The following is a 13,674-nucleotide window of genomic DNA, read 5'->3' as shown; positions in this document are numbered from 1 at the left end:
TGCCCACACCGGCGCCCGAGGACATCGCTTACCTGATCTACACCTCCGGCACCACCGGAGTCCCCAAAGGCGTTGCGGTCACCCACCACAACGTGGCCCGTCTGTTCGACTCGCTCGACGTCGGCCTGCGGCTCACGCCGGAGCAGGTGTGGACCCAGTGTCATTCACTGGTCTTCGACTTTTCGGTGTGGGAGATCTGGGGTGCGTTGCTGCACGGGGCACGGCTGGTGGTGGTGCCCGAGTCCGTGGCCCGGTCGCCGGAAGACTTGCACGCGTTGTTGATTGCGGAACAGGTCACCGTGTTGAGCCAAACCCCCAACGCGGTGGCGATGCTGTCGCGGGAGGGCTTGGGGTCCGTCGCGTTGATGGTGGCCGGTGAATCATGTCCTGCTGAGCTGGCCGAGCATTGGGCGCCGGGGCGGCTGATGATCAACGGCTACGGCCCGACCGAAACCACGGTGTATGCGTCGATTAGTGCGCCGCTGCGCGCCGGATCCGGTGTGGTGCCGATCGGTACGCCGGTGCCGGGGGCTGCTTTGTTCGTCCTCGACAGATGGTTACGGCAGGTGCCCGTCGGTGTCGTCGGTGAGCTGTATGTGGCGGGTTCAGGACTTTCGTGTGGCTATGCGCGCCGGGCGGGGCTGACCGCTGCGCGGTTTGTGGCCTGCCCGTTCGCCGGTGACGGCGCGTCGGGGCAGCGAATGTACCGCACCGGGGACCTGGTGTTCTGGGGTGCTGACGGACAGCTGGTTTACCGGGGACGCGCGGATGAACAGGTCAAGGTCCGCGGGTACCGGATCGAGTTGGGGGAGATCCAGGCGGCATTGGCCAAGCTGGACGGGGTCGAGCAGGCCGTCGTGGTCGCGCGTGAAGACCGTCCCGGCGACAAGCGGCTGGTGGCATATTTCACCGGAACCGCCGATCCGGCGCGGGCTCGCGCGGAGCTGGCTGAACGAATGCCGCCCTATATGGTCCCCGCCGCGGTGGTGACGCTCGATGCGCTGCCGCTGACCGTCAATGGCAAGCTCGACAAGCGCGCCTTGCCTGCGCCCGAATACGCCGCTGGCGACGGTTACCATGCGCCGGCCAGTGGCATACAGGAGATCCTGGCCGGCATCTACGCGGAAGTCCTCGGTCTCGACCGAGTGGGGTCTCAGGACTCGTTTTTCGATTTGGGCGGCGATTCGTTGTCGGCGATGCGTGTAGTGGCCGCGATCAACAAATCTGCGCAAGGCGACATTTCGGTCCGTACGCTGTTCGAGGCGCCCACGGTAGCCCAGTTGGCATCGCGTTTGGGCGACGCGGAAGACCGGCTGGAGCCGCTGGTGGCGACGGAGCGGCCCGCGGTGGTGCCGTTGTCGTTTGCGCAGAATCGGTTGTGGTTCATCGACCAGCTGCAGGGTCCCTCGGCGGTGTACAACATGGCGGTGGCGCTGCGCCTGAGCGGGCGGCTGAATGCCGACGCGTTGGGGGCCGCTCTGGCCGATGTGGTGGGCCGTCACGAAAGCCTGCGCACGCTTTTCCCGGCGGTCGAGGGGATTCCCCGGCAACTGGTTATCCCTGTGCAGGAGACCAACTTTGGTTGGCAGCGCGTGGATGCCACGGGCTGGTCGGCCGACCGGCTGCGGGAGGCAATCGCGGCAACGACGCAGCGCGCTTTTGACCTGGAATCCGAGATCCCGTTGCGGGCACAGCTTTTCCGCACCGCCGATGAGGAGCACGTGCTGGTGGCGGTGGTGCATCATATCGCCGCCGATGGCCTGTCGATCACCCCTTTGGTGGGTGACTTGGGTGTCGCCTATGCCACCCGGTGTGCGGGGCGCGCCCCGGATTGGGCGCCGTTGCCGGTGCAGTATGTCGATTACACGTTGTGGCAGCGCGAGCAGTTGGGTGAGCTGCAGGATCCGCAGAGCCGCATTGGCGGACAGGTGGCTTACTGGGAAGACACGCTGGCCGGGATGCCGGAGCGGATTCAGCTGCCCACCGATAGGCCCTATCCGCCCGTAGCCGATTACCGTGGCGCCAGCGTGGAGGTGGATTGGCCGGCGCATTTGCAGCAGCGGATTGCTCGGGTGGCCCGTGAGCACGATGCAACCGGCTTCATGGTGATGCAGGCGGCCCTGACGGTGCTGCTGGCCAAGCTCAGTGGCAGCGCCGATGTGGCGGTGGGCTTCCCGATCGCCGGGCGCCGAGATCCGGCACTCGATAAGTTGGTGGGGTTCTTCGTCAACACCTTGGTGTTGCGCGTCGACCTGGCTGGTGACCCCACGGTTGCCGAGGTGCTGGCGCACGTGCGGCAGCGCAGCCTGGCTGCTTACGAGCACCAGGACGTGCCGTTCGAGGTGCTGGTCGAGCGGCTTAACCCGACCCGATCGCTCAATCATCACCCGCTGGTCCAGGTGATGCTCGCCTGGCAGAACTTCGCCGGTGACCCAGCCACCGGTTTGGCGCTCGGGGACATGAAAGTCAGCACCGTGCCTACGGAAACCCGCACTGCCCGGGTGGATTTGACGTTCTCGTTGGCCGAACGCTGGACCGAAGCCGGTGCCCCGGCCGGCATCGGTGGCGCGGTGGAGTTCCGCACCGATGTGTTCGACGTGGAAAGCATTCAGACGCTGATCGAGCGGTTGCGGCGACTGTTGGAGGCCATCACCGCCGAGCCGACTCGGAGGTTGTCGTCGATAGACGTGCTGGTTCCCGGCGAGCACAGCCGCCTGGACCAGATCGGCAACCGGGCGGTACTGACCCGGTCGGCGGCGTCGGCGGGCTCGATTCCGGAACTGTTTGCCGCGCAGGCGGCGCGCACACCGGGGGCGGCGGCGCTGACCTTCGAGGGCCGCTCGCTGACCTACCGCGCGATCGATGAGGCGTCAAACCGCCTGGCGCACTTGCTGATTGCCCGGGGCGCAAGGCCAGGCGAGCGGGTGGCGCTGTTATTGCCTCGGTCGGTCCAGGCGGTCGTGGCGATGTTGGCTGTACTCAAGACCGGAGCGGCGTACGTGGCGATCGATCCGGCGCATCCGGTCGCTCGGACGGAGTTCATGGTGGCCGATGCCGCGCCGGTCGTCGCGATCACCACCGCAGGCTTGGCCCATCGTTTGGACGCCCGCCGATTGGCGGTCGTCATCGTCAACGACCCGGGAATTGAGTTCCTGCCCAGCACCGCATTGCCCGCTCCGGCGGCTGAGGAGATCGCCTACCTGATCTACACATCGGGCACCACCGGAGTGCCCAAGGGGGTGGCCGTCGCTCATCAGAACGTCATTCGGCTGCTGGAATCGTTGAATGTTGACGAAGAGCTGACAGGGCAGGTGTGGACGCAGTGCCATTCGCTGGCCTTCGACTACTCGGTGTGGGAAATCTGGGGCGCGTTACTGCACGGGGGCCGCTTGGTGATGGTGCCCGACTCCGTGGTGCGGTCCCCGGATGAGCTGCACGCCTTGCTGGTTGCCGAGCAAGTAAGCATATTGAGTCAGACCCCGTCGGCGTTCTATGCGCTGCAGACCGCGGATGCGCGGGCAGCTGAATCGGGCAATCGGCTCAAGTTGCAAACCGTGGTGTTTGGTGGTGAGGCGCTGGAACCTGGGCGCCTCGACGCCTGGTTGGACCGCCACCGCGCATCACCGCGGCTCGTCAACATGTATGGCATTACCGAGACGACGGTGCATGCCTCGTTCCGGGAGATCGGCGCCTCCGACGTTCACCGCAGTGTCAGCCCGATCGGCTTGCCGTTGGCCCATCTCGGATTCTTTGTGCTCGACAAGTGGTTGCGCCCGGTGCCGCTGGGCGTGGTGGGTGAGTTGTATGTGACAGGCAGCGGCCTGGCGTATGGCTATGTGGGACGCGCCGGGTTGACTGGGTCACGGTTCGTGGCATGTCCGTTTGCCGACGGCGGGGCGCGAATGTATCGCACCGGGGATCTGGTTCGCTGGGGGACGGACGGCGACCTGCAGTACCTTGGCCGTGCCGATGATCAGGTGAAGATTCGCGGCTATCGCATCGAACTCGGCGAAGTGCAGACGGCCCTGTCCGCGCTGGCTGGGGTCGAGCAGGCGGCGGTGATTGCCCGTGAAGACCGCCCCGGCGACAAACGGCTGGTCGGCTACATCACCGGTACCGCGGATATGGCCCAGATCCGCGCCGAGTTGGCCGAGCGACTGCCCGCCTACATGGTGCCGGCGGCGGTGGTGGCGCTTGACCGGCTGCCGTTGACGGTCAACGGGAAGCTCGACATCCGGGCCTTGCCGGCGCCGGAGTACAAAGAGAGCGGTCATTATCGGGGCCCCGCCAGCGCCGTCGAAGACCTTTTGGCCGGGGTGTATGCCCAGGTACTGGGGCTGGAGCGGGTCGGCGTCGATGAATCCTTCTTCGATTTGGGTGGCGACTCGTTGTCCGCGATGCGGGTGGTGGCCGCGGTCAACACCGCTCTAAACGCCGGTCTCGCGGTGCGCACACTGTTCGAGGCGCCCACGGTAGCCGAATTGGCATCGCGCCTGGGCGACGCCGGCGGTGGGCTGGAGCCCTTGGTGGCCGTGGAGCGACCCGACGTGGTGCCGTTGTCGTTCGCCCAGAACCGGTTGTGGTTCGTCGATCAGTTGCAAGGCGGCTCACCGGTGTACAACATGGCGCTCGGGTTGCAGCTGAGCGGGCGTCTGGATGCCGAGGTATTGAGGGCGGCGCTGACCGACGTGGTTGGTCGCCACGAAAGCCTGCGCACGTTGTTCCCGTCGGTCGAGGGGATTCCCCGGCAGGTCGTGGTGCCGGTCGAGCTTGTCGATCTCGGTTGGCAGGTGGTGGACGCCAGCGACTGGCCGACCGGCCGGCTGACTGACGCCGTGGGCGAGGTGGTGCGAGACCCCTTTGACCTGACGTCCCAAATCCCGTTGCGCGCAAAGCTTTACCGCATTAGCGACACGGAGCACGTATTGGTGGCGGTCCTGCATCATATCGCCGCCGACGGCTGGTCGATCGGGCCGCTGGTGGGCGATCTCGGTGTGGCATATGCCAGCCGGTGTGCGGGCCAGGCTCCGGGTTGGGCGCCGTTGCCGGTGCAGTACGTCGACTACACGCTGTGGCAGCGCGAACAGCTGGGTGAGCTGCAGGACCCGCAGAGCCTGATCGGCGCGCAGCTGGCTTATTGGGAAGACGCGCTGGCCGGCATGCCCGAGCGAATTCAGCTGCCCACCGATCGGCCCTATCCGCCGGCGGCCGATTACCGCGGGGCCCGAGTGGTGGTGGACTGGCCGGCGCAGTTGCAGGAGCAGGTCGCCCGGTTGGCCCGTGAGCATAATGCGACGAGCTTCATGGTGATGCAGGCCGCGTTGGCGGTGCTGCTGGCCAAGATCAGCGCCAATTCCGATGTGGCCATAGGATTTCCGATCGCCGGAAGACGGGACCCGACGCTAGACCGTTTGGTGGGATGCTTCGTCAACACGCTGGTGTTGCGGGTTGATCTGGCCGAAGACCCCACCGTCGCGGAGTTGTTAGCCCAGGTGCGGCAGCGCAGCCTGGCCGCCTACGAGCACCAGGACGTGCCGTTTGAGCTGCTGGTGGAGCGGCTCAACCCGACGCGATCGATGAACCATCACCCCTTGGTTCAGGTGTTGTTCGCATGGCAGAACTTCGCTGGGCAGGAAAATAATCCCGCCGCCGGGCTGACTCTGGGCGATCTGCAGGTCAAGCAGGCGCCGGTGGATACCCGTACCGCCCGGATGGACCTGACGTTCTCGTTGGCCGAACGCTGGACCGAGTCCGGTGAGCCTGCCGGGATCGGCGGCGAGGTGGAATTCCGCACCGACGTGTTCGACGCGGCCAGCATCGAGGTGTTGATCGAGCGGTTGGGGCGGGTGGTGGCCGCGGTCACCGCGGACCCCGGTCGGCGCTTGTCGTCGCTGGATCTGCTCGATGCCACGGAGCACGCCCGGCTGGCGAGGTGGGGCAACGGTGCGCTGCTAGCCCGGCCCGTGGTCCGGGCGGTTTCGGTACCAGGGTTGTTCGCCGAGCAGGTGGCACGCACGCCGGAAGCTATGGCCTTGACCTTCGAGGGCCGCACGATGACGTACCGGGAGCTTGAGGAGGACGCCAACCGACTGGCCCACCACCTGGCCGGCCACGGCGTAGGCCCCGGTGCCTGTGTGGCGCTGCTCATTCCCCGCTCTGACCGGGCGATCGTCGCGATCTTGGCGGTGCTCAAAACCGGAGCGGCATATGTGCCGATCGACCCGGCGCTGCCGGCAACCCGGATCGACTTCATGCTCGGCGACGCCGCGCCGATCGCCGCCATTGCCACTGACGGGCTGCGCGGGCGGTTGGACGGGCACGACATCGCAGTGATCGATATCGACGACCCCGCTATTGGCGATCGTCACTGCACACCGTTGCCGTTCCCGTCGCCTGAGTATGTCGCCTACATCATCTACACCTCGGGTACCACCGGCGTGCCCAAAGGCGTGGCCATCACTCACCACAACGTGATCCAGTACATCGGGTCGCTGTCCGCCGATCTGCGGCGCCCGGGCGTCTGGACGCAGTGGTTCTCCTTGTCGTTCGACTTCTCGGTCCTCGAGATCTGGGGGGCGCTCTTCAACGGTGGGCGGCTGGTAGTGGTCCCCGAGTGGATGACAAGCTCGACGACCGAACTTCGCGACCTACTGATATCCGAAGGAGTCGACGTCTTTGGTCAAACCCCTTCGGCCGCAGGAGCTATGTCGCCCGATGGTTTGGAGTCGGTCGCCTTACTCGTGGGTGGTGAAGCCTGCCCGGCCGACCTGGTGGACCGGTGGGCGACCCCCGGGCGGGTGATGATCAACAAGTACGGCCCGACCGAGGCCACGGTGGATGTGACCTACAGCGCGCCCTTGATCGCGGGCTCGGGGGCCCCGCCGATTGGTTCGACATTGCCGGGGGCAGCACTGTTTGTCCTTGACATGTGGCTGCGGCCGGTCCCGCCCGGCGTGCTCGGTGAGTTGTACATCTCCGGAACCACCGTGGGGTACGGATATTGGCGCCGTTCCGCTTTGACCGCATCGCGATTCGTGGCCTGCCCGTTCGCCGGACCGGGAGCGCCGGCGCAACGGATGTATCGCACCGGTGACCTGGTGTCCTGGGATGCTGACGGGCAGTTGCGTTATGCGGGGCGTGCGGATGAGCAGGTCAAGATCCGCGGGTATCGCATCGAATTGGCCGAAGTCCAAACGGCGCTGGCTGACCTCGAGGGCGTGGCACAGGCGGCAGTGGTCGCCCGGGAGGATCGCCCCGGCGACAAACGTCTGGTTGGCTACATCACCGGGACCGCAGAACCCGCCATGCTGAAAAGCGCTCTGGCCGAGCGATTGCCGGCCTACATGGTGCCGGCCGCGTTGGTGGTGCTCGACGCCTTGCCCTTGACGGTCAACGGCAAACTCGACGCGCGTGCCCTACCGGCACCCGAATACACCGATGCCGGTCAATACCGCGCCCCGACCAACCCGACCGAGGAGATCCTGGCCGGCCTCTACGCCCAAGTCCTCGGATTGGATCGGGTCGGAGTCGACGAATCGTTCTTCGAACTGGGCGGTGATTCGCTGTCGGCGATGCGGGTGGTCGCCGCGGTCAACACGACGCTGAACGCCAGCCTCGCGGTGCGTGCTTTGTTCGAGGCGCCCACGGTGGCCCAATTGGCACCGCGAATCGGTGCGGATGAAAGTGGACTCGAGCCGCTGGTTCCGGTTGAGCGGCCCGCGATAGTCCCGTTGTCGTTCGCGCAGAACCGGCTGTGGATCATCGATCAGCTGCAGGGGCCCTCGGCCGTTTACAACATGGCGGTGGCCTTGCGCCTGGACGGGCACCTCGACGCCGACGCGCTTATGACAGCGATGACCGACGTGGTGGGCCGTCACGAAAGCCTGCGCACGCTGTTCCCCTCGGTCGAAGGAATCCCCCAGCAGCTGGTGATGGCGGTCGAGCAGGCCCACTTCGGCTGGGCCGTGGTCGATGCGACCGGCTGGTCGGCGAACCGGCTGGAGGAGGCCGTCGGGGCGACGGTGCGTCGCCCCTTTGACCTGGCCGCCGACATTCCTTTGCGCGCAGTGCTTTTCCGCCTAGCCGATGACGAACACGTTCTGGTGGCGGTGGTGCACCATATCGCCGGCGACGGCTGGTCTATGACGCCGTTGGTGCGTGATCTGGGAGTGGCGTATGGCGCGCGGTGCGCGGGGCAAGCCCCGGGTTGGGCGCCGTTGCCGGTGCAGTACGCCGATTACACGTTGTGGCAGCGAGCCCAATTCGGCGATCTGGGTGATAGCCAGAGTCGCATCGGTGCGCAGCTGGCCTACTGGGAAGACACGCTGGCCGGGATGCCCGAGCGCATTCAGCTGCCCACCGACCGGCCCTATCCGCCGGTGGCTGACTACCGCGGCGCGCACGTCGCGATGGAGTGGCCGCCGGAGTTGCAGCAGCGGGTGGCCCAAGTGGCCCGCGAGCACAATGCGACCAGCTTCATGGTGATGCAGGCCGCCCTCGCCGTGCTGCTGTCCAAGATCAGCGCAAGCAGCGACGTCGCGGTCGGATTCCCGATCGCGGGGCGCCGCGATCCGCGGCTGGACGATCTGGTGGGTTTCTTCATCAACACGCTGGTGCTGCGGGTTGACCTGGCCGGAGACCCCTCGGTCACGGAGTTGCTGGCGCAGGTCCGTAGTCGCAGCCTGGCCGCCTACGAACACCAGGACGTGCCGTTCGAGGTGCTGGTGGAGCGGCTCAACCCGACCCGAAGCTTGACCCATCACCCGCTGGTACAGGTGTTGTTGGCCTGGCAGAACTTCAACGGGCCGGACATCGGGTCCACCGCCGGGTTGCGCCTGGGTGATCTGCAGGTCACTACGCTCCCGGCCGACACCCAGGTCGCCCGCACCGACCTGACTTTCTCGTTCGCCGAACGCTGGACTGTGGCCGGCGAGCCCGCCGGGATCGACGGAATGGTGGAGTTCCGCACCGACGTGTTCGATCCGGACAGCATCGAGGCGCTTATCAAGCGGTTGGAGCGGGTGCTGGTGGCGCTGACCGCGGACCCGACCCGGCGGCTGTCGTCGGTCGACCTCCTCGACGACGCCGAGCGCGCCCAGCTACATGGATGGGGTAACCGGGCGGCGCTGAGCCGGCGTGTCACCGCCTCGCGCTCCATTCCGGAGATGTTCGCCGCGCAGGTGGCGCGCGCCCCGCAGGCGGTCGCGGTCACCGCGCAGGGCGTGGCGATGACCTACCGCGAGCTCGACGAGGCCACTGATCGGCTGGCGCAATTCCTGGTCGCTCAGGGTGCGCGTCCCGGTGAGCGTGTGGCGCTTCTGTTTTCGCGCTCCGCCGAGGCCATCACGGCGATCCTGGCGGTTTTGAAGACCGGCGCGGCGTACGTGCCGTTCGACCCGGAGCATCCATTGGCGCGGATGGAATTCATGCTCGCCGATGCCGCGCCGATCGCCGTCGTCACCACGGCAGACCTGCGCCCGCGCCTGGAAGGGCGGGGTCTTCTGGTCATCGACTTCGACGATCCCTGCATCCGTACCCATCCGTCTACCGGCCTGCCGGCGCCTGCGCCCGAGGACATCGCCTACCTCATCTACACCTCAGGCACTACCGGTGTGCCCAAGGGCGTTGCCATCACACACCTCAACGTTGCCGAGCTGTTCGAATCACTCGAGGGCGAGATGCAGCTGGAGGAGCAGGTGTGGTCGCAGGCGCATTCCCTGGCCTTCGATGTATCCGTCTGGGAGATCTGGGGCGCGCTGTTGTATGGCGGGCGGGTGGTCGTGGTCCCCGAGTCGGTGACGCGGTCACCGGAAGACTTCCACGCCATGCTGGTGACCGAGCAGGTCAGCGTGTTGAGCCAGGTGCCCTCGGGGTTCTACGCACTGCAAACCGCGGACACGCTGTCACCGGAGCTCGGACGTCAGCTGCAGCTGCAGGCGGTCGTGTTCGGCGGTGAAGCGTTGGAGCCACAGCGTCTTCGAACGTGGTGGCATAACCATCCCGGAACGCCACGTCTGCTCAATCTGTATGGCACTACCGAGACGACGGTGCATGCCTCCTTCCGGGAGATCGTCGACGGTGACTTGGACAGCGCAGCGAGCCCCATCGGGGTGCCGCTGGCGCATCTGGCGTTCTTCGTGCTGGACGGTTCGCTGCGGCCGGTTCCGGTCGGTGTGGTTGGGGATTTGTATGTGGCCGGTTCCGCGGCGGCGTACGGCTATGTGGGGCGGGCCGGGCTCACGGCGTCGCGGTTTGTGGCGTGTCCGTTCGCCGGGGCATCGGCCCAGCGTATGTATCGCACCGGTGACCTGGTGTGTTGGGGCGCCGATGGGGAGCTGCGGTATCTGGGTCGCGCAGACGAGCAGGTCAAGATCCGCGGGTATCGCATCGAGTTGGGTGAAGTGCAGGCGGCGCTGCTGGGGCTTGACGGGGTGGAGCAGGCGGCGGTGATCGCCCGTGAGGATCGCCCCGGCGACAAGCGGCTGGTCGGCTACATGACCGGCACCGCCGACCCGGCCCAGGTGCGCAGCGCGTTGGCGGAGCGACTGCCGACGTATATGGTGCCGGCCGCGGTGGTGGTGCTGGACGCGCTGCCGTTGACCGTCAACAGCAAGCTCGACAAGCGTGCCCTGCCCGCACCGGAGTACCAGGACGCCGATCATTACCGGGCACCCGGCAGCGCCGTTGAGGAGATCCTGGCCGGTATTTACGCGCAGGTGTTGGGGCTCGAACGAGTCGGAGCCGACGAGTCGTTCTTCGAGCTGGGCGGGGACAGCATTTTGTCGATGCAGGTGGTGGCCCGGGCCCGCGCTGCCGGCCTGGTATGCCGACCGCGCGACATATTCGTCGAGCAAACCGTGGCGCGGCTGGCCCGGGTGGCGGGGGTGGCCGAGGGTCCGGGCGGACCGGTCGACGAGGGCGTCGGCCCTGTGCTGGCTACGCCGATCATGCATTGGCTGCACAGCGTCCAGGGCCCGGTCGAGCAGTTCAACCAGACGGTGATGGCGCAGGCCCCGCCGGGCGCGACCGAGGCCGACGTCGTTGCGCTCTTGCAAGCGTTGCTGGATCGGCACGCCATGTTGCGGCTGCGGGTCGACGACGATGGCGCCGGCGGCTGGTCCTTGTCGGTGCCGGCGGCCGGTTCGGTGGATGCCAACGATCGCCTGCAAGCTGTAGATGTCTTGTCCGAGGAGGCGCTGGTCAAGGCGCGGTCGCGGTTGAACCCCGCTGCGGGGGTGATGCTCAGTGCGCTGTGGGCCGACTCGACGGGTCAGCTGGCGTTGATCATTCACCACCTGGCCGTCGACGGGGTGTCGTGGCGGATTCTGCTGGAAGACCTCAACACTGCCTGGGTCCAGCGTCGCGACGGGCAGCCGATAATGCTGCCGGCGGCGGGAACCTCGTTTGCCCGGTGGTCGTCGCTACTGGTGGAGTACGCCCAGACCCCTGCCGTGATGAATGAGGCCGAGGCGTGGCGGCAGGTCGCGGCGCTTCCTGCCGTGCTGCCAGCGCTGCAACCGGCGGTGGATACGTTTGCCGCGGCCGGTCACTTGTCGGTGTCGCTGGACGCCGAAACGACGCGAATGCTCCTGGGCGAAGCGCCGACGGCGTTTCACGCCGGCGTGCACGACATACTGCTGATCGCTTTCGGATTGGCGTTGGCGGAATACGTGGGCCGCCGCGGCGCGCCAATCGGCATCGACGTGGAGGGGCATGGTCGGCACGAGGAACTGGCCGCCGACGTTGACTTGTCCGGCACGGTGGGGTGGTTCACCACCAAATACCCCGTGGCGTTGAGCGTCGGAGGGCTGGCGTGGAGCCAGGTGGTGGCCGGCGACGCGGCGTTGGGAGCGGTAATCAAGGATGCCAAGGAGCAGTTGCGCGCTCTGCCCGATCCGCTGGGCTACGGCCTGCTGCGGTATGTGAATCCCGACGTCGAGTTGGGGGGATGCGACCCGACCGTCGGGTTCAACTACTTGGGGCGGCTGGGCGCGGGGGCTGACCTCTCGGAGGATATGTGGCGCCTCTGCCAGGACAGCTTGGCGCTGACCGGCGCGGCCGCGGCGATACCCATGCCGCTGATGCACACCGTGGACCTGAACGCCGGAACGGTGGACACCGATACCGGTCCACACCTGCACGCGAACTGGACGTGGGCGCCATCGGTGGTGGATCGCGAACAGGTGAGCCGGCTGGGCCGGTTGTGGTTCGAGGCGCTGACCGGCATCTGTGCGCATGTTCGCGCTGGTGGGGGCGGGCTGACACCGTCGGATGTCGCGCCGGCCCGCTTGAGCCGGCGGCAGCTTGATGAGCTGCAGGAGCAGTACAACATCGCCGACGTGTTGCCTTTGACCCCCTTGCAGCAAGGGCTGTTGTTCCACACCACCACCACTCAGCGCGGCGACGACGTGTACGCGGTGCAGCTCGACATCACCTTGAGCGGTGCCCTCGACCACGATCGGCTGCGCGAGGCGCTGCACACGGTGGTAACCCGGCATCCCAATCTCGCGGCCCGATTCTGCGCGCAGTTCGACGAGCCGGTGCAGGTGATTCCGGCCGATCCCGTAGTGCCTTGGCTCGAACTGGACGCCCACGGCGAAGGAGCCCAGGTCGGTCAGCGGGTGCAGGAGGTATGCGCGGCCGAACGCGCGGCGGTGTGCGACCTGGCCGAGCCTCCGGCTTTCCGAGCGGCACTGATCCGTACCGCGCCGGATCGGCACCGATTCATCCTGACCAATCATCACATCGTCATGGACGGCTGGTCGCTGCCGATTCTGATGGGCGAAATCATCGCCAGCTATTACAAGCAGCGACTGCCGGCGGCTGCACCATATCGCCACTTCGTGAGCTGGCTGGCGGGGCGCGACCTCGAAGCCGCCCGCGGGGCCTGGCGCGAGGTGTTTGCCGATTTCGACACCCCCACCTTGGTGGGCCCGCCAGGCCGGGTGCGACTCGGAAAGCGGGGCGTCGCAACGTTTTCGGTGCCTGCGGACACCACCGAAGCGGTCGGCGAGCTGGCCCGGTCGCATCACACGACCGTGAACATCGTGACGCAGGCGGCGTGGGCCCAGGTGTTGATGTGGCTGACCGGCCGGCATGACGTCGCGTTCGGTACCGCGGTGTCGGGGCGCCCGACGGAGCTGGCCGGCGCGGATTCGATGGTGGGGCTGTTGATCAACACGGTCCCGATGCGGGCGCGAATCACCGCGGCCACTACGGTCGCCGGCTTACTGGATCAGCTGCAAGACGCCTATAACTCAACCTTGGAACATCAGCATCTGGCGCTCGGCGAAATCCACCGCGCCACCGGACACGACCAGTTGTTCGACACTTTGTTCATCTTCGAAAACTATCCAGTAGACGCTGCCGCCCTCACGGGCGATCACGAGTTGACCATCACCGACATCTCTGCCCGCGAGAACAACCACTACCCGCTGGCGGTGCAAGTCCAGCCCGGTGCTGAATTGAGCCTTCGCGTCGAATACGACACCGACGTGTTCGACGCAGCCAGGATCGAGTCGCTTTTCAGGAGGTTGCAAAAGGTGCTGGTGGTTATGACCGCCGATGCGGAGCAGCAGTCATGACCGCCGACACGACCCGGCGGTTGCTGTCGATTGATCTGCTCGATGACGATGAGCAGGTCGGGCTGGATGAGTGGGGCAACCGGGCGGTGTT

Annotated in this window: 1 protein-coding gene; it reads left to right on the top strand. The window is 66.7% G+C overall.

Going from position 1 to position 13,674, the window contains the following annotated elements:
• Window positions 1–13,583: non-ribosomal peptide synthetase (locus A5686_RS26230; RefSeq protein ID WP_156750253.1), on the top strand; the 13,583-nt coding region annotated here is incomplete at its 5' end.
• Between the last annotated feature and the right edge of the window lie 91 nt (window positions 13,584–13,674).

The sequence above is a fragment of the Mycobacterium sp. E2479 genome (genome assembly GCF_001667925.1).
Lineage (GTDB): Bacteria > Actinomycetota > Actinomycetes > Mycobacteriales > Mycobacteriaceae > Mycobacterium.
The sequence above is the reverse complement of the archived record's forward strand: the minus strand, read 5'-3'. Positions and strand labels throughout refer to the sequence as shown.